We start from the raw sequence: 20,941 nt of genomic DNA on the forward strand, positions 1-20,941 counted from the left end.
TGTGCCGTGTCAGAGGACGTCGACCCCGTGCTCGGAGCATGCCTCGCGGAAACCGGCGGGCAGGCCGTCGTCGCCCACCACCGCGTCCACGGCGTCGAGGCCGCAGATGCGGAAGGTCCCCCGGGGGCCCACCTTGGAGCCGTCCATGAGGGCCACCACGGTGTCCGCCTGCTCGATGCAGGCCCGCTTGAACCGGGCCTCCTCCTCCGAGCCGCAGGTGAAGCCCATGGAGTCGCTGTAGTTGGTGACGCCGAAGAAGAACGTGTCGAAGTGCGCGTCGCGCACGGCCTCCACCACGGCGCTGCCGTTCATGCAGCGGGAGAAGCGGTTGAGGGTGCCTCCGAACACATGGGTCTGGGGGTTCGCGAGACGGGCGAGCTCGCCGGCCACCGTGAGGCTGTTGGTGAAGGCGAGCAGCCGCTCGTCGGGGATGCGGGCCGCGAGCGCCGTGGTGGTGGAGCCGGAGTCGATGCAGATGCAGCTGTCCGGGCGCACGAGGGCCACGGCCTTGGCGGCGATGGCCTCCTTGGCCTCGACGTTGCGCACCGTGCGGCGGTCGAGCAGGTCGTCGGTGCCCACCACGTAGCCCACGGAGCGCGCCCCGCCGTGGATGCGTACGATACGGCGCTCGGCGTCCAGGGCCTTGAGGTCGGTGCGCAGTGTCATCTCGCTGACCCCGGGCAGCTCCTGCTTCACCTGGGCGAACGAGACGCTGCCCTGGCGGTTGACGAGCTCGACGATGCGCTCGCGCCGATGGTGCATCTCCTGGGTCATGGGTCGCTCCCTCACACCGCCCCCTCGGTCTCGGCAATTGTCGTTCCAAAAGGAAAATACCATCGTTTCGCAAGGGGGTGCGGCGACGGGCGAGGCTGACTGAAAAGCCCCACAGGGTCGCCAGGGGGCGGCCCTGTGGGGCTCTCAGGGACCCGGGGATCAGTCGTCGATGGGATCCCAGTTGTCCAGCAGGTAGCGCTCGGCGGCGGCGCACCACAGGCCGTTGTTGGCCTCCACGATGGCGGCCAACTCGCCGAAGCGCGGGTCCTCCGCGGCGAGGCCGCGGAAGTCGTCGATGGCGGTGAGCGGCATGCTCACGTGCGTGTAGATGAGCTTCTTGCCGCCGGCGTCTCCGTGCGGGTGAACCACGGTCTTCTGCCGCTTCTGGCCGTCTTCATCGAGCCGGCCAAGATTCTGTTCCTCAACAACGCCATCAACCATGGCATCCTGAGCCCCATCGGGGCCGAGCAGGCCGCCACCATGGGGCGCTCGATCATGTACATGCCCGAGAGCAACCCCGGCCCCGGCGTGCTCCTGGCCTACTGCCAGTTCTCCCGCGACGTCAAGGCCAGGCGGTCCGCTCCCGGCGCCGTGATCATCCACTTCTTCGGCGGCATCCACGAGATCTACTTCCCCTACGTGCTGTCCAACCCCAAGCTCATCGTTGCCCCCATCGCCGGCTCCGCCGCCGCCATCGCCTGGTTCTCCATGACCGGCTGCGGCCTTGTGGCACCCGCGTCCCCGGGATCCATCATCGCGTACCTGTCCATGACGCCCGTGGCCTATATGCTGCCCACCATCGCGGGCGTGGCCATCTCCGCCGGCGTCTCGTTCGCCGTCGCCGCGCCCATGCTGCGGGCCACGGCCCCTGCCGCCGCCGACGAGGCGGCCGAGGACCTGCGCTCCCAGCTGGGCACCGCCGAGGCTGTGGTCATCTCCAACACCGAGGACGCCAAGATCGTCTTCGCCTGCGACGCCGGCATGGGCTCCTCGGTCATGGGCGCCACCCGCTTCCGCAACCGCATCAGGGCCGTGCGCCCCGACCTCACGGTGGAGCACTCCTCGGTCGACACCGTGCCCGCGGACGCCGCCATCGTGGTCTGCCAGCGCATCCTTTCCGAGCGCGCCCGCTCGAGCGCCCCGCAGACCCAGATCGCGGTCATCGACAACTTCCTGGACGGCCCGGCCCCCGTTGCCTCCCGCCCCCGACGGGGTATCCTGACCCAATACGGCGGGAACCCGGCGGGAGGGGCGTGCGATGGAGCAGGACACCGACAAGAGGGTCGCCCTCGTGCTCGAGGGCGGCGGGATGCGCGGCATGTTCACGGCCGGCGTACTCGACGTCTTCCTCGAGCAGGGCTTCCGCGGCTTCAGCCACATCTACGGCGTGTCCGCCGGCGCCATCAACGGCGCCAACTTCAAGGCGGGGCAGGTCGGCCGGTTCTGCCGCGACACGCTGGCCGCCCGCGACAACCCCGCGTTCATGAGCCTCCGGAGCCTCGCCCTCACCGGCAACGTCACCGGGCGCGAGTTCCTCTACGATACGGTCAACACGCGCATGGACCCCTTTGATTGCGCCGCCTTCAACGCCGACCCCGTCCCCTTCACCGTCGTGGCCTCCGACCTCACGTTCGGCACGGCGGCCTACCTCGAGGTGGCCGACCTCCCCGCGCAGATGGACGCCGTCATGGCCTCCTCCTCGCTCCCGTGCCTCTCCGAGGTGGTCGCCTACGACGGGCGTCGGCTCCTCGACGGCGGCACCTGCGACTCTGTGCCGGTGGAGCGGGCCCTGGCCGACGGCGCCGACGAGCTCGTGGTGGTGCTCACCCAGCACCGCGGCTACCGCAAGTCCGAGGCCTACTCCCTCATGGGCGTGGCGCGCCGCCTCTACGGCGACTACCCCTACTACCTCGAGGCCCTGGAGACCCGCGGCGCCCGCTACAACGCTCAGCTGGACCATGTCTTCGAGCTCGAGGCCGAGGGCGTGGCCCACGTGGTGGCCCCCTCCGCCCCGGTGGAACTCGCCCTCATGGAGGAGGACGGCACCAAGCTCCTGGAGCTCTACGTGGACGGCCGCCGCATGGCCGCCGCGCTCCTGCAGTCGCTGGGGTGGGAGGGAAACCCCACCTTCCACTAGGCCCCCGCGACCCGGAGCCCGGCGTGACAGCGGCGCCTGGCCCATCTGTCACTTCGCATGTTCGATGGTCTATGCCGTGCGATGCCCGCCCCGGGGCGCCCGCCGACGCCCCCCCTCCAGGGGCGCCCTGCGGGAGGGGCCTGTCCCAACAGGCCGCTGCGGGGCGGTCGGGCCACCCTGCAACGGCCGGTTGCGGCCGGGAGGCGCCCTCCAAGGCCGCCTTGCCGCAGAATCCCCTTGCGGGGCGCACTCTAAAAGGCATGTGCGCCACGGGGCCCCTGGAGGGGGCGGGGGCGCCACGGTCCCGCCCCCGTGCGGAACCCCTCGGGGACGCCCCTCAGCCGGGCCCTGAGGCCCTTGTCGCGGGGCGCCGTGGCCCACCTGTGGAGAAAGCCCAAACTACCGGCGCTTTTCCGGGCCGTTCGTGTACAATCGACAAGCTTCTTTTGCTGAGCCCCGTAACCTCGTAAAAGAACACGTACCACCAATGCATGGAGGAGTTCGTAGCATGAAGTCGACCAAGTACGCCAAGCCCGGCGAGGTCGCCCGCAAGTGGGTCCTCATCGACGCTGACGGTGCCGTCCTCGGCCGTCTCGCCACGCAGATCGCCACGATCCTGCGCGGCAAGAACAAGCCGCAGTACACCCCGCACGTCGACACCGGCGATTTCGTGATCGTCATCAACGCCGATAAGGTCCAGCTTACCGGCAACAAGGCCGCCCAGAAGAGCTATTGGCGCTACTCTGGTTGGCTCGGCGGTCTCAAGACGGAGTCGTTCGAGGAGGCCATGGCCAAGCACCCCGAGCGCGTCATCGAGCACGCCGTCAAGGGCATGCTCCCCAAGACCACCCTGGGTCGCCAGCAGTTCGGCAAGCTCAAGGTCTACGCCGGCCCTGAGCACCCCCACGAGGCCCAGAACCCCGTCAAGATCGAGCTGGAGGGCTAACCCATGGCTGAGAACACTGTTGTTTACTACGGCACCGGCCGCCGCAAGGAGGCCGTGGCCCGCGTGCGCCTGATCCCGGGCACCGGCAAGTTCATCGTCAACGGCAAGGACGCCCTGGCCTACTTCGGCCGCCAGCACCTGGTCGACGCCGCCCTCGCCCCCTTCCGCGTGACCGATACCCAGGGCCGCTTCGACGTCCTCGCCAAGTGCGACGGCGGCGGCATCTCCGGCCAGTCCGGCGCCGTGCGTCTCGGCGTCGCCCGCGCCCTTCTCGAGGCCGGCGACTACCGTCCCGAGCTCAAGAAGGCCGGCTTCCTCACCCGTGACGCCCGTGCCGTCGAGCGCAAGAAGTACGGCCTCAAGAAGGCCCGCAAGCGCCCGCAGTTCTCCAAGCGTTAAGCCTGGCATCTGCGCAGTCGCCACGAAGATTGTCCTGTGGGGGCCCGTCGTCCGCGACGGGCCCCTTTTCGTTCGCTACGATTAGGCGAGGCGTCACCCACATCGCGCTCATCCGCTGAAAGCAGCTAAAAAGGAGATAGCAGATGAAGTACTTCGGCACCGACGGCTTCCGAGGAAGGGCCAACGAGGGCCTCAACGTCGACCAGGCCTTCAAGATCGGCCGGTACGTGGGCTGGCACTACGGCCTCGAGCAGGGCCGCAAGGCCCGCGTGGTCATCGGCAAGGACACCCGCCGCTCCAGCTACATGTTCGAGGCGGCGCTCATCTCCGGCCTCGTGGCCTCCGGCGCCGACGTCTACATGCTCCACGTCATCCCCACCCCGGGCGTGTGCTACGAGGTGGTGGACGGCAGCTTCGACTGCGGCATCATGATCACCGCGTCCCACAACCCCTTCACCGACAACGGCATCAAGCTCGTCAACCGCGAGGGCTTCAAGATGGACGAGGCCGTGCTCGAGCGCGTGGAGGCCTACATCGACGACGAGTTCGAGATCCCGCTGGCCACCGGCAACGAGATCGGCTGCACCGTGGACTACATGCAGGGCCGCAACCGCTACATCGCGCACCTCATCGCCAGCGCCAACTTCTCGCTCCAGGGCGTCAAGGTGGGCCTTGACTGCGCCAACGGCGCCGCCTCCTCCGTGGCCAAGCCCGTGTTCGACGCCCTCGGCGCCGACGTTCGCGTGATCAACAACGCCCCCGACGGCTTCAACATCAACGTCGACTGCGGCTCCACGCACATCGAGCGCCTCCAGCGCCTCGTGGTGGAGCAGGGCCTCGACGTGGGCTTCGCCTACGACGGTGACGCCGACCGCTGCCTGGCCGTGGACGACCGCGGCCGCGTGGTGGACGGCGACCTCATCCTCTATGTGTGCGGCAAGTACCTCAACAAGCACGGCCGCCTGGCCGGCGGCACCGTGGTGCCCACGGTCATGAGCAACTTCGGGTTCCTCAAGGCTCTGGAGATCGCCCAGCTCAACTACGAGACCACCGCGGTGGGCGACAAGAACGTCTTTGCCTGCATGCGCGAGAACGGCTACTCCCTCGGCGGCGAGCAGTCCGGCCACATCATCTTCGGCGACATCGAGAAGACCGGCGACGGCATCATGACGAGCCTCCGGGTCATGGAGGTCATCCGCGCCGAGCGCGAGACCCTGGCCGAGCTCGTGCGCCCCGTGCGCCTGTTCCCCCAGAAGCTCGTGAACGTCACCGTGGGGGATAAGGACGCCGCCATGGGTGACGGCTCCGTGACGGCCGCCGTGGCCGCCGCCGAGGAGCGCCTGGCCGGCAACGGCCGCATCCTCGTGCGCGCCAGCGGCACCGAGCCCCTCGTGCGCGTCATGGTGGAGGCCGAGACCGAGGACCTCGCCGCCGAGCTCGCCGAGTCCGTGGCCGACGTCATCCGCGCCCTCGCCTAGACGGGGCCGTCCCCCGCAAACCAGACCAAAGGAGACCTGTCATGTGCGGCATCGTTGGCTACACCGGCGCGCGTCAGGCGCTGCCCTTCCTCATCGACGGCCTGACCACCCTCGAGTACCGCGGCTACGACTCCGCGGGCGTGGCGCTCGTGACGCCCCAGGACGACATCCTCCAGATCAAGTGCAAGGGCCGCGTGGCCGCCCTCGCCGAGCTCTGCGAGCGGTTCGACACCGCCTCCACCTGCGGCATCGCCCACACCCGCTGGGCCACCCACGGCGAGCCGAGCGACGCCAACGCGCACCCGCATCAGGACTGCGACGGCACCCTCTCCGTGGTGCACAACGGCATCGTGGAGAACTACCAGGCCCTCCAGGAGGAGCTCTCCCGGGCGGGCCACACGTTCCGCTCCCAGACCGACTCCGAGGTGATCGCCCACCTGGTGGAGGACGCCCTGGCCGGCCCCGCGGAGGGCGACCTGCTCACGGCCGTCTCCCTGGCCTGCTCGCGCCTCGAGGGCTCCTGGGCCATGGCCCTCGTGGACGCCGCGGACCCCGGCACCATCGTCTGCGCCCGCAAGGGCTCGCCCCTGGTGCTCGCCTCCACCGACGACGGCGCCTACGCCGCCTCCGACGTCACGGCCCTCGCCGGCATCACCAACCACGTGGTCAACCTGGACGACGGCCAGCTCGCGCGCCTCTCGCCCGACGGCACCGTCGAGGTCTTCGAGAGCGACCTCTCCGTCTGCGCAAGCCCCGACTCCTTCGACATCGACTGGGATGCCGGCGCCGCCGCCATGGGCGACTACCCCGACTTCATGGCCAAGGAGATCGCCGAGCAGCCCGAGGCCATCGAGCGCCTCCTCAAGGACCGCCTCACGCCCAAGGGCATCCGCCTCGACGAGCTCGAGATGACCGACGCCGAGATCGCCGCCATCGACCGCGTCTACATCGTGGCCTGCGGCACCTCCTACCACGTGGGCCTCATTGCCCGCTCCCTCATCGAGTCGTGGGCGCGCATCCCGGTCTCGGTGGAGCCCGCCAGCGAGTTCAACTACGAGGACGTGCTGGTCTCCGACCACACCCTCTGCATCATCATCACCCAGTCCGGCGAGACGGCCGACACCCTGGCCAGCGCCCGCAAGATGCACGCCGCCGGCGCCAAGGTGCTCGCCGTGACCAACGTCATCGGCTCCTCCGCCGCCCGCGAGGCCGACGGCGTTCTCTATGTGCAGGCCGGCCCCGAGGTGGCCGTGGCCTCCACCAAGGCCTACACGGCCCAGATGGTGGCCTCCGTGCTCGTGGCCCTGTTCCTCGCCCAGCGCAACGGCTCCCTCGGCTACCGCGAGGTCTCCCGCCGCTTCCGCGAGCTCGAGCGCGTGCCCGGCCTCATCCGCGAGGTGCTCGCCCGCGCGTGGCAGGACGAGGCCGCGGCCCACGCCTTCATCGGCGCCGGGTCGTCGCTGTTCCTGGGCCGCGGGCTCAACTCCACCACGGCCGCCGAGGGCGCCCTCAAGCTCAAGGAGATCAGCTACCTCCATGCCGAGGCCTATCCGGCGGGCGAGATGAAGCACGGCCCCATCGCCCTCATCGACCCGGGCTTTCCCGTGGTGGTCATCTGCCCGGACGACCGTGTGCGCTATAAGACCATCTCCAACATCCAGGAGGTCAAGGCCCGCGGCGCCGTGGTGGTGTCGGTGGCCACGGACGGCGACCAGAAGATCGCCCAGCTCTCCGACTACCTGCTCATGATCCCGCCGGCGCCCGAGTACTACGTGCCCATCGTCGCCGTGGTGCACCTGCAGATGCTGGCCCGCTACGTGGCGCTGGCCCGCGGCTGCGACGTGGACAAGCCGCGCAACCTCGCCAAGTCGGTCACGGTGGAGTAGGCCGTGGCCTGCGCCGGCGTCGGGGTCGATATGGTCGAGATCGCCCGCATGGAGCGGGTGCTGGAGCGCACGCCCCGGTTCAGGGAGCGGGTGTTCACGGCCGAGGAGCGCGCCTACTGCGACGGCCGGGCCCGGCCCGCGGAGTCGTACGCCGCGCGCTTCGCGGCCCGCGAGGCCGTGCTCAAGGCCTTGGGCTGCGGCTTTGCGGGCATGGGCCTCGCCGACGTCTCGGTGGTGCCCGACCCGCGCACCGGCGCCCCCAAGGCGCGCCTCGCCGGCGCCGCCGCCCGGCTGGCCGCCGAGCGGGGCGTCGTGGAGGTGGCGCTCTCGCTCTCCCACACCCGCGACGTGGCCCAGGCCATCGCCGTGGCGGTGACCGAGGACGCCCGCCCTCCCAAGGAGGAGCGGCCCGACCCGGCGGCCGAGCTCACCCGCTCGTTCAAGGAGGCGCGCTCGGTCCTCGACGACCTGGAGCGCGTCCAGGAGACAGAATGGAAGGCCGCCCAGGCGGCCCAGCCCGCGCCCGCGGGCCCCGAGGAGGTCTGATCCCATGCAACCGGTTCTCAACGTCGAAGACGTCCGCAAGGTCGAGCAGGACCTCACGCTGGAGGGTGTGAGCCTCGCCGAACTCATGCGCCGTGCCGGCCACGCCGTGGCCCAGGAGGTGCTCGACCTCGGCAACCTCGGGCCTGTGGTGGTGCTCTGCGGCACCGGCAACAACGGCGGCGACGGCTGGGTGGCGGCCGAGCTCATGGCCAAGGCCGGTGCCCAGGTGGAGGTCATGACCCCCGTGGAGCCCGAGTCCCTCAAGAGCCCCCTCGCCCTCATGGTCGCCCAGTCGGCCGTGAACGCCGGCGTGCCGTTCTTCGTGGCCCCCAGCCGCGACGAGCTCGACGCCCACCTGGCCCAGGCGGCCGTGGTGGTGGACGCCCTGCTCGGCACCGGGTTCCACGGCGAGCCTGCCGCGCCCTTCGACATCTGGATCGACGCGGTCAACGCCAGCGGCGCCCACGTGGTGGCCGTGGACGTGCCGAGCGGCCTCTCGGCCCAGACCGGCCACGCCCCGGGCGGCGCCGTCTTCGCCGACACCACGGTGACCATGATCTGCCTCAAGCCGGGCCTGCTCTCGGGCCGCGGCCGCGACGTCTGCGGCGCCATCGTGCTCGCGCCCCTCGCCGAGCAGGCCGAGCGCCTCGTGGTGGAGGCCGACCCGGTGGCCTGGCGCTGCGACACGGCCGACTACCTCGAGACCCTCCGGGAGCCCACGGCCGACGTCGACAAGTACTCCCGTGGCTCCGTCCTCGTGGTGGGCGGCTCCACGCGCTTCCCCGGCGCCGCCGTCATGGCCGCCATGGCGGCCGCCCGCTCCGGTGCCGGCTACGTCACCCTCGTGGTGCCCGACCGCATCGCCACGGTGTGCCGCACCCACCTCCTCGAGATCCCCGTGGTGGGGCTCCCCACCAACGAGGAGGGGATGTTCTCGGCCGGCGCCCGCACGGAGATCGTCAAGATGGCCGAGCAGCGCAGCTGCGTGCTCTGCGGCCCCGGCATGGGCGTGTGCGCCGACACCGTCTCGGTGGTCTCGTCGCTCCTCGAGTGCGACGTCCCCCTCGTGCTCGACGCCGACGCCCTCAACGCGCTGTCTCGCATGACCACGAACCGCCTGGACAACTTCCCCGAGCTCATCCGCCGCGAGGCGCCGCTCGTGCTCACCCCGCACCGCCGGGAGCTCGGCCGCCTCGTGGGCCAGCCCGGCGAGCCGCCCAGCTCCCTCACCGCCGCCCTCGAGGCCGCTCGCCGCATCGTCTGGGCCGACGGCGGCTCCGACATCTGCGTGGTGGCCAAGGGCGAGTCCACGGGCTGCGTGGGCGTCGAGATCGCCCTGCTCCCCAAACCCGGCCCTGCGTGCCTGGCCACCGCCGGTTCCGGCGACGTGCTCGGCGGCATCATGGCGGCGCTCCTCGCCCGCGGCGTCGTGGAGAACGACGTGCTCCCCCTCGTGTGCGCCTTCGCCTGCGAGGTCCACGGGTTCGCCGCCAACCTCGCCGCCGAGGCCCACGGCAGCCGCGGCGTGATGGCCTCCGACCTCATCGGCAACCTCGGCCTCGCCCTCGACGCCATGGAGGAGCAGGTCTCGCTGGCCGTCGCCGGTGTGTCGCCCGAGGAAGGTGAGTGAGGTGGCGGAGAGCCGCTGCCCCGACACCCGCTGGGCCTGGGTGGAGGTGAGCCGCTCCGCCATCCGTCACAACACCCGCGAGTACAAGAAGCGCCTCGCACGGGGCGTCAAGCTCATGTGCGTGGTGAAGGCCGACGCCTACGGCCACGGTGCCGCCGTGTGCGCCCCCCTCATGGCCGCGTCCGGCGCCGACGCCTTCGCCGTGGCCACGGTGCGCGAGGGCATCGCCCTGCGCGAGGCCGAGGTCTCCAAGCCTATCCTCGTCCTCTCGCAGCCCCCTGCCACGGCCATCCCCGACCTCCTCGCCTACGACCTCATGCCCTCGGTCTACACCACGGAGTTCGCCCTGGCCTTTGGCGAGTACGCCGCGGCCGGCGGCCGCCAGGGGGCCTACCACCTGGCGCTGGACACCGGCATGACGCGCATAGGCGTGCCCTGGGCCGAGGCCGTGGAGTTCCGGCGCGCCGTGGACTTCCACTCCGGTCTCGTGTGCGCCGGCACCTTCACGCACTTCGCCACGGCGGACGTGCCGGGCGACTGGGACTGGGAGCTCCAACGCAGCCACTTCGACGAGGCTGTGGCGGCCCTGCGCGACGCCGGGTTCGACCCGGGCCTCGTTCACTGCGACAACACCCCCTCGGTGGTGCTCCACAAGGACACCCACTACGACATGGTGCGCGTGGGTATCGGCCTCTACGGCCTGCACCCCTGCGAGCCCAGCCGCGACCACATCGACCTCGAACCGGCCATGGCCGTGCGCGCCCGGGTCACCCGCTGCGGCTGGCCGCCGGTGGGTACGGGGGTCTCCTACGGCATGACCTGGCGCGTGACCACCTCCTCGGTGCAGGTGGCCACGATTCCCGTCGGCTACGCCGACGGCTACGGGCGCATCCTCTCCAACCGCGCCGAGGTGCTCTGCCGCGGCCGGCGCCACCGCCAGGTGGGCAACGTCTGCATGGACCAGTGCATGTTCGCCGTGGAGGTCAACCAGGTGCGGCAGTACCGCCCCTGCGGCCCCGTGGAGGAGGGCGACCTCGTCACCCTCATGGGTGTGGACGGCGACGAGGAGATAACGGCCGAGGAGCTCGCCGAGCTGTCGGGCACCATCAACTACGAGGTCGTCTGCGACTTCGGCCTCAGGCTCGAGAAGGTCTACGTCTAAGGGGGCAGCTATGGCCATGCTCAAGATCCCGGGTTACGAGAATCAGCGCCCCGGCGAGGTGCCGCTGTCGGCCGTGCGCGACCTCCTCGGCGACTGCCGCAGGTGCCCGCTCTGCGAGACGCGCACGAACATCGTGTTCGGCGACGGTGACGCCTACGCCCGCGTGGTCATCGTGGGCGAGGCCCCGGGCAAGAACGAGGACCTCTCCGGCGTGCCCTTCGTGGGTGCCGCCGGCAAGAAGCTCGACGCCCTGCTCGAGATCGCCGGCCTCAGGCGCGATGAGGTCTACATCTGCAACGTCCTCAAGTGCCGCCCGCCCTCCAACCGCGACCCGCGGCCCGAGGAGATCGCGGAGTGCAGCCCGTTTTTGCGGGAGCAGATCCGTAGCGTCTGGCCCGACGTCATCGTGTGCCTGGGCAACTTTGCCACGAGGTTCATCCTGCGTACCGAGCAGGGCATCACGTCGCTCCGCGGCCGCTTCTACGAGACGGGGCACTTCCACGTGCTGCCGGTGTTCCACCCCGCCGCGGCCATCTACGACCGCACCAAGCAGGCGAGCCTCGAGGCCGACTTCGCGCTCCTCGGCCAATGGCTGGCCGAGCACCCGGCCGCCCCTGCCCCCGCGGCGGGCGGCGTCCCCGTGGGGGAGGAGTGACGATGGGAGTCACCTGCGACGATACCGCCATGGACGGCCTCACCCGCACCGGGGAGGGCCGCTACGCCTCCACCTCGGCCGAGGCCACCCAGGCCCTGGGGGAGCTTCTGGGGGCCCTTCTCGGCGAGGGCGACCTTGTGATCCTCACGGGCGACCTCGGGGCCGGCAAGACCCAGCTCACCAAGGGGGTGGCCCGGGCCTTGGGCTGCACCGACGACGTCACGAGCCCCACGTTCAACATCATGGCCGTCCACCGGGGCGAGACCCTGGACCTCTACCACTTCGACCTCTACCGCCTGGACAACGCCGACCAGCTGGGCGACGCCGGCGTGCTCGACGTCGCCGGCGTGGAGGGGGCGAGCCTGGTGGAGTGGGGCGAGGCCTTTGCCGACGACCTCGGCGACGAGCGCCTGGACGTGGCCATATCGCGCGCACCCGTGGAGGGCGGCGCCGAGCCGGCCCGGACCGTGGAGGTGCGGGGCGCGGGCGTGCGGGGCGCGGAGCTCGCGGCGGCCCTGGACGCGGCGGTGGCGGGGTCCGTCGGCTGAGGCCCGTCTCTTCATGGGCGTCCCGGGGAACTAGAATGGCGTGGTGCAACCCGAGCCTTTGGAGGACCTGCCCATGACCACACCAGACCGCGTCGTCCTTGCCTTCGACACCTCCACCGACGAGCTTGCCTGTGCCGTGGCGCGGGTGGGCGTTGGCGACGGCCGCCGGCGCGTGGAGGTCCTGGCCTCGGGCGACCGTCCGTGCCGTCGCCAAGCCAACGTGGAGCTCGTGCCCACGTGCCTTGGCCTTCTCGACGAGGCGGGCCTTTCCATGGGCGACGTGGACCGCGTGGTGGTGGGCCGCGGCCCCGGGTCCTTCACGGGGGTGCGCATCGGCATCGCCACGGCCAAGGGCCTGGGCTGCGGGCTCGACCGCCCGGTGGCGGGCGCCTCCACCCTGGACGCCGTGGCCTGGCGCGCCTGGGCCGCCGGCGTGCGCGGCCTCGTGGGCGTGGTAGGCGACGCCATGCGCCGCGAGGTCTACCCGGGCCTCTATGGCGTGGACGACGAGGGACCCAAGCGGCTCTTCTCGGTGGAGACGGTGATGAAGGCACCGGCCGCCGCGGCGGCGTGGGCCGACCGCGCGGACGGCGCCGACATCCAGCTCACCGGCGACGGTCTCAGGAAGTACCGCGGGCTCTTTGCCGAGGCGGGCCTCACCGCCGTGCTGCCCGAGGCGCTCTGGCACCCCACGGGGGAGTCGCTGCTCCTCTCGGCCGCGGCCGACCCCGCCCTCTGGGAGGGCGACGGCCATCCCGCCCTCGTCCTGCCGGTGTACACGCGCCTCTCGGACGCCGAGGAGAACGAGCTCAAACGCCTGGGCATGGCCGAGCCGGCCACCGTGGCCACCACCGGCGTCGACGACGCCCTGGCCGGCCGCCACCTCCAGCTGCGCCCCATGGGCGTGAACGACGCGCCCCAGGTGGCGCTGCTCGAGGACGCCGTCTTCGCCGGCACCGAGCACACTCCGTGGAACGAGGCCATGTTCTCCCAGGAGCTGGGGGCCGAGGGCCGTACCTGGTGGGTGGCCCACGACCAGGGCGAGGTGGTGGGCTTCGCCGGCGCCCAGATGGCCGGCGACGACCTCGAGGTGCTCGACGTCTGCGTGAGCCCGGCCCGGCGCCGGGAGGGCGTCGGCCGCAGGCTCCTGGCCCGGGTGACCTACGACGGCCAGATGCTCGGCGCCCGCACGGCGTCCCTCGAGGTCTTCGAGGACAACGCCGCCGCCCGGGCGCTCTACGGCTCCGTGGGCTTCTCCGAGGCCGGCCGGCGCCCCGACTACTACGGCAGCGGCCGCGACGCCCTCATCCTCACGGCGTCCCTGCCCCTCTCCATCGCCGCCAGCGACGACCTGCCCGACCCCACGGCCGCCGTGGAGCCCTGGCCCATGGTCGACGCGGGCCGCACGGCCGAGGCTGCCGCTGCCGTCGAGGCGGCAAAACCGCTGGTGCTGTCCATCGAGAGCTCCTGCGACGAGACCGCCATGGCCGTCATCGACGGCACGGGCGAGATCGTGGCCAACGTGGTGGCCACCCAGATCGACTTCCACGCGCGCTTTGGCGGCGTGGTGCCCGAGATCGCCAGCCGCAAGCACACCGAGGCCGTGGTGGGCGTCTTCGAGGAGGCCATGGCCCAGGCGGGCGCGCACTTCGGCTGCAAGACGCTTCTGGTCTCCGACCTCGACTGCGTGGGCGTCACCCAGGGCCCTGGCCTCGTGGGCGCCCTCGTGGTGGGCATCGCCTTCGCCAAGGGGCTCGCCGCTGCCGCCGGGATCCCCCTCGTGGGGGTGAACCACCTGGAGGGCCACCTCTACGCCAACCTCTTCGAGACCCCCGACCTCGAGCCGCCCTTCGTGGCGAGCCTCGTCTCGGGTGGCCACACCATGCTCGTGCACGTGCGCGGCTGGGGCGACTACGAGGTGTTGGGAGAGACCATCGACGACGCCGTGGGGGAGGCCTTCGACAAGGTGGCCAAGGCCCTGGGCCTGGGTTACCCCGGCGGCCCCGTGATCAGCCGCCTCGCCGAGCAGGGCGACCCCAGGGCGGTGGCGTTCCCGCGGGCCATGCTCCACAGCCACGACTACCGGTTCTCGCTCTCAGGCCTCAAGACCGCGGTGATCACTTACATCGAGGCCGAGAACGCCGCCGGGCGCCCCATCGACCTGCCCGACCTCGCCGCGAGCTTCCAGGCCGCCGTCATTGACGTGCAGGTGGCCAAGGCTCTCACGGCCGTGGAGGAGTGCGACGTGGACGACTTCTGCGTGGGCGGCGGCGTCGCGGCCAACCCGGCCCTGCGTGCGGCCTACCGCGAGCGCCTGGGCGAGCGGGGTGTGCGGGTGACCGTGCCGCCCATGAACGCCTGCACCGACAATGCCGCCATGATCGCGCTGGTGGCCCTGCGCGACTACCATGCCGGCCGGCTGGTCCCGCTGTCGATGGACGGGGACCCCAACATGTCGCTGTAGGGGCGCCTGCTGTCCCGGCCTCACCGCCCGGCCATGCCAAAGCGAGCTTTGGCATGGGATTCTCGCCCGGTAGGTGCCAAGAGCCCATGCTGGAGGCCGCTACGGCATGGGTTTCTCGGCGTCTGGAGGCCAAAACCCATGCCACAGGCCCCTCCGGCATGGAGGCATATCATAAAGTGAGAAACATGCGAAGTGACAGATGGGCCAGGCACCGCTGTCACACCACTGTCACCGCTGTCACGCCTTGGAGAAGGACCACAGCGCCCGCGCCTGGGAGAGGGTGCGTTCCAGGTTCCAGGGCTGCTCGGTCCTCGGCTCCGAGTTGGGGTCCATGACCTGCAGGCGCCCGGCGTCGTCCACGGCGGTGAGCACGATGAAGTGCCCGCTGCTCGTGAAGTCGCCCGGGCCCATGGAGGCGATGACGGGCCTGCCTGCGGCCAGCTCCGCCCGCACGGCGCCGGCGTCGGCCGCCACCGGCCGCGACGCGAGGCCCACCGAGGCGGCGCCCTCGTCCATGAGGGTCCAGGCGGTGAGGCCGTCGGTCACATGGCCGCCCCGCTCCGACAGGCGCGCGGCGTCCACCGGCGTGAGGTCGCCGCGCCCCGTGACCGCCACGTACACGGCCGAGAGGCACGTGGGCCCGCAGCCGGCCTCCCCGACGGTCTGCCCGGCGTAGGGCTCCCCGGACCAGGCGGGGTCGGTCTGGTACAGCCGCGGCACGCTGCCCTGGCGCCACTGCCCCGCAGGGTCGCTCGCCCACGAGCCGTCCGCCGCCCGCGCCGCCGTACCCGCCAGACCAAAGGCCACGGCCACGAGGCAGAGGGCGACCACGGCCGCAAGGACCATGAGCACCATGGCGCCCACGCGTCGGTGGGGCGGTTCCTGCCAGGACGCCGGTGCGGGAAACGCCGCGCTCTCGTCCGGGTAGGGGTTGGCGGCAACGGTGGTGGGTCGCGTGTCCATGGGGTCCTCCTCACGTCGCGTCTCGGTGTCCCCATCGTCCGCCCTGCCTCCCGGAAAGTCCGTGACGGGCGCCTTACGCTTGCTGACAAGCCCGTAAGGGTGGCTTACGAATTCCTTACGGTGGCCTGACAGGGCCGTCCGGCACTCGCAGTCCCCCTAGACTGGGGGCAACGGAGCGGGGAGAGGGGAGAGCCATGGGGGAGGGACGAGAGGGGCGCACGCCGCGGGTCCTCGTGGTGGACGACGACCCGGCCATCGTGGGCCTGGTGGGCGCCTTGGTGGAGGGCGAGGGCCTGGGGTTCGTGGGCGTGGGCAGCGGCGAGGAGGCCCTGGCCGCCGTGACCGACGGCCCCGTCGACCTCGTGGTCCTCGACGTCATGATGCCGGGCATGGACGGCTTCGAGACGTGCCGCCTCCTCCGCTCCCGCGAGCCCGACCTGCCGGTGATCTTCCTCTCCGCCAAGGACGACGAGACCAGCCAGGTGGTGGGCCTTACCATCGGCGGCGACGACTACGTGGCCAAGCCGTTCCGCCCCCGCGAGCTCGTGGCCCGCATCCGGGCGCGCCTGCGCCGCAGCGAGGGTTCCTCCCACGGCCTGCGGGTGGGCCCGCTCGCCCTCGACCCCGTGGCGCACCGGGCGTCGCTCCTCGACGTGCCCCTCAACCTCACTCCCACGGAGTTCCGCCTCCTCCAGGAGCTCATGGCCGCCGACGGCGACCCCGTGCCCGTGGGCGACCTGTTCCGCCGCGTGTGGGACGCCGAGCCGGACGCCTCGTCGCGCAACACTGTGATGGTGCACATCCGACGCCTGCGCGCCAAGCTCGAGCGTGTGGACGCCTCCCGCGGCTACGTGCAGACCGTGTGGGGCGTGGGCTACCGCGTGTCGGGCGACGGCCGGTGAGGCGGCGGGCCTCCCGCAGCGAGCAGGCCCGCGTCCTGGCCCGCCGTGTCGAGGGCCGCACCGTGCTCGCGGTGGCCCTGTGGACGCTGTTCTGCCTCCTCGTGGCGTGGGGCTCGCGGGACCTTGTAAGCGCGCTCGGCGAGGCCATCGCAGCCAACGACTCCGCATGGGCCACCTACACGGTGGAGGACTACAACGTCCTCGCGGAGACGGGCCGCTTCTCAGACCCCCGCAAGGCCTATCAGGTGGTGGGCGGCTACGACGAGGCCACGGGCGAGGAGGTCTTCCGCGTGCGCGACATCACGCTCTACACGCGCCTCCACGACCTCAAGGCCCCTGCGGCCGTCGTCGTCTACCTGAGCGGGCTGGTGGTCGTGTTCCTCTGGGCGCAGCGCCGCTACCTCGACGCCTTCGACGACCTCGCCGCCGCGGTGACCGACCTCGTGCGCGACCCCGCGGCGCCGGTGCGCCTGCCCGAGGAGCTCTCCGTGGCCGGGCGCGAGCTGGAGTCGGTGCGTCGGGAGCGCCTGGAGGCCGACGAGGCCGCGCTCGCCGCGGAGCGCCGCAAGGACGAGCTTGTGACCTACCTGGCCCACGACCTCCGGACCCCGCTCACCTCCGTGACCGGCTACCTCGAGCTCCTCGACGAGTCACCCGACCTGCCCGAGGACGCTCGCCGTCGCTACGTCTCGGTGGCCCACGGGCGCGCGGTGCGCCTCGGCGACCTGGTGGAGGAGCTCTTCGAGATCTCGCGGTTCAACCTGCAGACCATCCCCCTGGAGAGGAGCCGGGTCGACCTCGTGCTCCTCGGCGAGCAGGTGGCCGAGGAGGCCATGCCCGACGCCGCGGCCCACGGCCTGACGGTGCGGGTGGCGGCCGACGGCCCGTGCGTGGCCGCCGTGGACCCGGGCCGGGCCGCCCGCATGCTCTCCAACCTGGTGAGGAACGCCGTGGCCCACGGCGACGACGGCACGGAGGTCGTGGTGGGGGTGGGCCGCGCCTCCGACGGCGGCGTGCGGATGACGGTGCGCGACAACGGGCCCGACATCCCGGAGGAGCTGCTGCCCCACGTCTTCGAGCGGTTCGTGCGAGGCGACGACGCCCGTGGCGACGGCGCCGGGGCCGGGCTGGGCCTCTCCATCGTGGAGGAGATCGCCCGGGCCCACGGCGGCCGCGTGTGGGCGGAGAGCGCCGGCGGCACGACGACGTTCACGGTGGAGCTGCCCCGCTGACCCCGCCTCGTCCCACCACCCGGACACTTTTGTCCCAATGGTCGGGCACTTTTGTCCCACCGGCCGGGGCTGCCGCTCGGGTACCTTTGTCCCGTCGGCCACCGGAGGAGGACCCATGGACGTGCTCGCCCTCGTGTGCGCCCCGCCGTTGGACCCGGCGGCGCAGGCGCCGCTCTACCGCCAGCTCAAGGATCGCATTCTGCAGGTCATCGCCGCGCGCGCAGTGGGTCCCGACCAGCCGCTGCCCTCCGAGCAGGAGCTCTGCCGGGCCTTCGGCCTCTCCCGGGGCACTGTGCGCCGCTGCTTCGACGAGCTCGCCCGCGAGGGCCGCGTGGTGCGCTGCCGGGGGCTCGGGACCTTCGCCCGGTGGCCCGAGGAAGCCGAGGACATCTCCACGGCCCTCAACTTCTCCGGGCAGGTGCGCTCCGCCGGCGGCGAGCCCTTCTCCCGCCTGCTGGACCTCTCCGCCGTGCCCGCCCACGAGCGTCAGGCCCGCCAGCTCCAGGTGGCCGAGGGCACGCCCCTCTGGCGGGTGGTGCGCGTGCGCATGGCCGACGGCGAGCCGCGGCAGTATGTGACGGCCTGGGTGCCGCAGGACCTCGTGCCCGGCCTCTCCCGGGGGCAGGTGGAGGGCACGGGCTCCCTCTACGCTGCCATTGCCGCCGGCAGCGGCAAGCTCCCCGCCCGGGCGCTGGAGGCCTACGAGGCTTGCACGCTGGCGGCGGGGGAGGCCCGGGCCCTTGGGCTGGAGCCCGGCGCCCCGGCCCTGCGCTGTGTGCGCCAGACCCTCGACGGCGACGGTCTTCCGTTCGAGACGAGCGTCATCCTCATGCCGGCCGCCCTCTCGCGGTTCGTGCTCGATGTCTCCGCCGAGGGCACCGCCTACCGGCGCGCCTAGGGTCGCGGCGCGCGCGGACACCGGCCGCCGCCCCGCCGCAAACGTACAGAACGTTCAGCATCAGGAGGCTGTTTTTCCCCACGCTCCCCGAAAAGGCCTGCGGGCGGTCGTATCTTCGAACCGTCCTTCAGACCCCTTGCAGAGAGGAGCACCATGACCCCCGCCAAGCCCGCCTCCGAGATGAGCCGCGCCGAGCTCGCCGCCTATATCGACCAGTCGGTCCTCAAGCCCGAGTTCACGGTGGAGGACATCAGGAGGTACGCCCAGGAGGGCATCGACTTCGGCTGCGCGACCATCTGCATCAACCCGTCGAGCCTGCCCATCGTGGCCCCCATGGTGGAGGGTACCGGCACCGGTCTCTGCGTGGTGTGCGATTTCCCCTTTGGCACCAGCTCCACGGCCTCCAAGGTGGCCCAGGCCGAGGCCATCATGGACGGCTACGACATCCAGGACCTCGACATCGTGGCCAACTACGGTCGCCTGCGCTCCGGCGACCTCGACTACGTGACCGAGGACATCCGCGCCGTCGTGGAGGCCTGCCACGCCAGGGGCGTCCTGGTGAAGGTCATCATCGAGACGGACGCCCTCACCCATGGGCAGATTCAGGACGGCACCCGCTGCGCCGTGGCCGCCGGCGCCGACTTCATCAAGTCGTCCACCGGCTTCTACACCGGTGGCGAGCAGCGCGGCGCCACCAACGAGGTGGTGGACCTCATGATGGAGGCCGGGGAGGGCGAGATCCGCGTCAAGGGCTCCGGCTGCATTCGCGACCGGGAGCACTTCCTCGAGCTCATCGACAAGGGCATCGATCGCATGGGCATCGGGTACCGCTCCACGCCCGAGGTGCTGGGGGAGTAGGGCGGCTGCCGCGGGGTAGGGCGGCTGCCGCCCGTCGGCGCCACCTGTACCCCCCCCGTCGGCACCCCCGTCGGCACCTGAATGCGATTGAGGGCGACTTCCAGCGCGGAACCATGCCGGAAGTCGCCCTCAATCGCATTCAGGGAGGCGTAATCCGCCCCCGAGCGCGTTCAGGTGCGGGGAGGGGCGCCCTCAATCGCGTTCAGGTGCCGATAAGGGGGTGGTGTCGAGAGGGAGGGAGCTGGCGGCGCCGAGGCGCCGAGAGGTGCGCGTCGAGGGGTGCGCCAACCGGCCGCCAGGCGCAGGCTCGGGCGCCGGTGGCTAGAACAGCCGCTCCGCCGCAAGCTCCCCCGCCGGGTCGCACCGCACGGCGCTGCGGAGCCCGTGGCGCTCCAACGCCTGCAGCTGCTCGTCGGTGGCGCCCGTGTCGGTGATCAACAGGTCGATGTCGCCTGGGTCGCCCCAGTGGAAGCTCGACGTGCGGCCGATCTTCTCCGAGTCGGCCACCACCACCCGGGTGAGGGCGTGGTCGAGCATGGCGGCGTTGACCGCCGGCTCGGGCGCCGTGGCCGAGGTGAGCCCGTGTATGGGGGAGAACCCGCTCGTGCCCAAGAAACACTTGGTGGCCGTCACACGCTCGATGCAGCGCAGGGCGTCCTCGCCGGTCATGGACGCCTTGGGAGGCCGGATCTCTCCGCCGGTGAGCAGCAGCGACACGTGGGGCGACGAGGCCAGGAAGAGCGCCTTCCCGTTGTTCGTGACCACGGTCACGTCCTGGGCGCGTATGTGCTCGACGATGGCCAGGGCCGTGGAGCTGGCGTTGATGAAGATGCAGTCCCCGTCCTCCACGAGGGAGGCGGCCTCGGTGGCGATGGTCCTGATGGAGCGCACCCGTCTCGTTCCGGAGGGCCTTCCCAGGGGGTTGTCCAGCACCGCCTTGCCGTGCTGCCGTACGACCACCCGCTGCTCCTCGAGGTAGGAGAGGTCCCGTCGAATGGTGAGCGGCGAGACCTCGAAGCGCTCGGCGAGTTCGGAGACCGCCACCTCCCCTCGCTGCTCCACGAGGACCATGATGGCGTCGCGTCTCTCGGCGACAAGGTCGCGGCTGCGTTTCATCGGCACTCCCGTCCGTGGGTCCCTGGGGACAGTATAGGCCCCATTGTTTTTCATCCCACGGTTCCATGGAATACGTTCATATAAATCGTGGGTTATGTTCGTATTATACGAACGAATGTCCTTTTGAATGGAGCTCAGGGACAATACGCGCACGGGAATATAAAACAGCAGGTAGATTAAGGTAAAAACGGATGTACCGCTCAGGGGCAATATCTGGCCGTTCGGGGATGATCGCGGATTCATAGTCCATTTCCCGTCAAAACGTTCATATTTCAAGCGAGGGGGAACGGATTAATGGATGTTTCCCCACGGCTTGTCGGTGGCGGGTGCGCCCGCCTGGAGGAGAG

The 20,941-nt window shown here is 71.1% G+C and carries 19 protein-coding genes and 1 pseudogene; 16 read left to right on the forward strand and 4 right to left on the reverse strand.

Annotated features, from left to right (window positions below; all coding sequences use genetic code 11):
- Positions 1 to 9 precede the first annotated feature (9 nt).
- A complete protein-coding gene (locus OR600_RS01195; protein WP_204408007.1) occupies positions 10 to 774 on the reverse strand; it encodes a DeoR/GlpR family DNA-binding transcription regulator in 765 nt (254 codons plus the stop codon).
- 159 nt (positions 775 to 933) lie between these two features.
- Complete coding sequence (locus OR600_RS01200; protein WP_265590486.1) at positions 934 to 1,143, reverse strand: hypothetical protein; 210 nt, start codon at positions 1,141 to 1,143, stop codon at positions 934 to 936.
- Between the two features lie 627 nt (positions 1,144 to 1,770).
- Here OR600_RS01200 and OR600_RS01205 point away from each other — a divergent pair.
- The 12 genes and pseudogenes from OR600_RS01205 to tsaD all read left to right on the forward strand — a co-directional run.
- A pseudogene (locus OR600_RS01205) lies at positions 1,771 to 1,893 on the forward strand (PTS sugar transporter subunit IIB); the annotation flags it as partial.
- A 139-nt stretch (positions 1,894 to 2,032) separates the two neighbouring features.
- Entirely contained in the window at positions 2,033 to 2,911 is an 879-nt protein-coding gene (locus OR600_RS01210; protein WP_135978911.1) for a patatin-like phospholipase family protein, read from the forward strand.
- 508 nt (positions 2,912 to 3,419) lie between these two features.
- On the forward strand, positions 3,420 to 3,857 hold the full coding sequence (gene rplM, locus OR600_RS01215) for a 50S ribosomal protein L13 (RefSeq protein ID WP_135978912.1): 438 nt from the start codon (positions 3,420 to 3,422) through the stop codon (positions 3,855 to 3,857).
- 3 nt (positions 3,858 to 3,860) lie between these two features.
- On the forward strand, positions 3,861 to 4,256 hold the full coding sequence (gene rpsI / locus OR600_RS01220) for a 30S ribosomal protein S9 (RefSeq protein ID WP_135978913.1): 396 nt from the start codon (positions 3,861 to 3,863) through the stop codon (positions 4,254 to 4,256).
- A 143-nt stretch (positions 4,257 to 4,399) separates the two neighbouring features.
- The gene (gene glmM, locus OR600_RS01225; protein WP_135978914.1) at positions 4,400 to 5,734 is read left to right on the forward strand and encodes a phosphoglucosamine mutase; all 1,335 of its coding nucleotides are present in this window, start codon (positions 4,400 to 4,402) and stop codon (positions 5,732 to 5,734) included.
- 41 nt (positions 5,735 to 5,775) lie between these two features.
- A complete protein-coding gene (glmS, locus tag OR600_RS01230; protein ID WP_135978915.1) occupies positions 5,776 to 7,620 on the forward strand; it encodes a glutamine--fructose-6-phosphate transaminase (isomerizing) in 1,845 nt (614 codons plus the stop codon).
- A gap of 3 nt (positions 7,621 to 7,623) precedes the next feature.
- Positions 7,624 to 8,166 (forward strand): holo-ACP synthase, encoded by a 543-nt coding sequence (locus OR600_RS01235; RefSeq protein ID WP_135978916.1) that lies wholly within the window; start codon positions 7,624 to 7,626, stop codon positions 8,164 to 8,166.
- Between the two features lie 4 nt (positions 8,167 to 8,170).
- Positions 8,171 to 9,796 (forward strand): NAD(P)H-hydrate epimerase, encoded by a 1,626-nt coding sequence (locus OR600_RS01240; protein WP_265590489.1) that lies wholly within the window; start codon positions 8,171 to 8,173, stop codon positions 9,794 to 9,796.
- 1 nt (position 9,797) lies between these two features.
- Entirely contained in the window at positions 9,798 to 10,958 is a 1,161-nt protein-coding gene (gene alr / locus OR600_RS01245) for an alanine racemase (protein ID WP_135978918.1), read from the forward strand.
- Between the two features lie 10 nt (positions 10,959 to 10,968).
- A complete protein-coding gene (locus OR600_RS01250) occupies positions 10,969 to 11,613 on the forward strand; it encodes a uracil-DNA glycosylase (protein ID WP_135978919.1) in 645 nt (214 codons plus the stop codon).
- A gap of 2 nt (positions 11,614 to 11,615) precedes the next feature.
- Entirely contained in the window at positions 11,616 to 12,161 is a 546-nt protein-coding gene (tsaE, locus tag OR600_RS01255; RefSeq protein ID WP_251164356.1) for a tRNA (adenosine(37)-N6)-threonylcarbamoyltransferase complex ATPase subunit type 1 TsaE, read from the forward strand.
- Between the two features lie 73 nt (positions 12,162 to 12,234).
- Positions 12,235 to 14,625 carry a tRNA (adenosine(37)-N6)-threonylcarbamoyltransferase complex transferase subunit TsaD gene (gene tsaD / locus OR600_RS01260; RefSeq protein ID WP_265590490.1) on the forward strand — a complete coding sequence of 797 codons (2,391 nt, stop codon included), beginning with the start codon at positions 12,235 to 12,237 and terminating at the stop codon, positions 14,623 to 14,625.
- A gap of 237 nt (positions 14,626 to 14,862) precedes the next feature.
- On the opposite strand, the gene OR600_RS01265 is transcribed toward tsaD, so the two are convergent.
- Entirely contained in the window at positions 14,863 to 15,588 is a 726-nt protein-coding gene (locus OR600_RS01265; protein ID WP_204407926.1) for a C39 family peptidase, read from the reverse strand.
- Positions 15,589 to 15,782: 194 nt separating this feature from the next.
- On the opposite strand from OR600_RS01265, the gene OR600_RS01270 reads away from it, so the two are divergent.
- The 4 genes from OR600_RS01270 to deoC all read left to right on the forward strand — a co-directional run bounded on the left by OR600_RS01270 (position 15,783) and on the right by deoC (position 19,478).
- The gene (locus OR600_RS01270; RefSeq protein ID WP_135978921.1) at positions 15,783 to 16,490 is read left to right on the forward strand and encodes a response regulator transcription factor; all 708 of its coding nucleotides are present in this window, start codon (positions 15,783 to 15,785) and stop codon (positions 16,488 to 16,490) included.
- Positions 16,487 to 17,722, forward strand: coding sequence for a sensor histidine kinase (locus tag OR600_RS01275; protein ID WP_135978922.1), 1,236 nt, complete (start codon positions 16,487 to 16,489; stop codon positions 17,720 to 17,722). Before OR600_RS01270 ends, OR600_RS01275 begins: the two co-directional genes overlap by 4 nt.
- Before the next feature lie 115 nt (positions 17,723 to 17,837).
- On the forward strand, positions 17,838 to 18,620 hold the full coding sequence (locus OR600_RS01280) for a GntR family transcriptional regulator (protein ID WP_251164354.1): 783 nt from the start codon (positions 17,838 to 17,840) through the stop codon (positions 18,618 to 18,620).
- 153 nt (positions 18,621 to 18,773) lie between these two features.
- Positions 18,774 to 19,478, forward strand: coding sequence for a deoxyribose-phosphate aldolase (deoC, locus tag OR600_RS01285; protein ID WP_135978924.1), 705 nt, complete (start codon positions 18,774 to 18,776; stop codon positions 19,476 to 19,478).
- A gap of 321 nt (positions 19,479 to 19,799) precedes the next feature.
- On the opposite strand, the gene OR600_RS01290 is transcribed toward deoC, so the two are convergent.
- Complete coding sequence (locus tag OR600_RS01290; RefSeq protein WP_265590491.1) at positions 19,800 to 20,594, reverse strand: DeoR/GlpR family DNA-binding transcription regulator; 795 nt, start codon at positions 20,592 to 20,594, stop codon at positions 19,800 to 19,802.
- Between the last annotated feature and the right edge of the window lie 347 nt (positions 20,595 to 20,941).

The sequence above is a fragment of the Granulimonas faecalis genome (genome assembly GCF_022834715.1).
GTDB lineage: Bacteria > Actinomycetota > Coriobacteriia > Coriobacteriales > Atopobiaceae > Granulimonas > Granulimonas faecalis.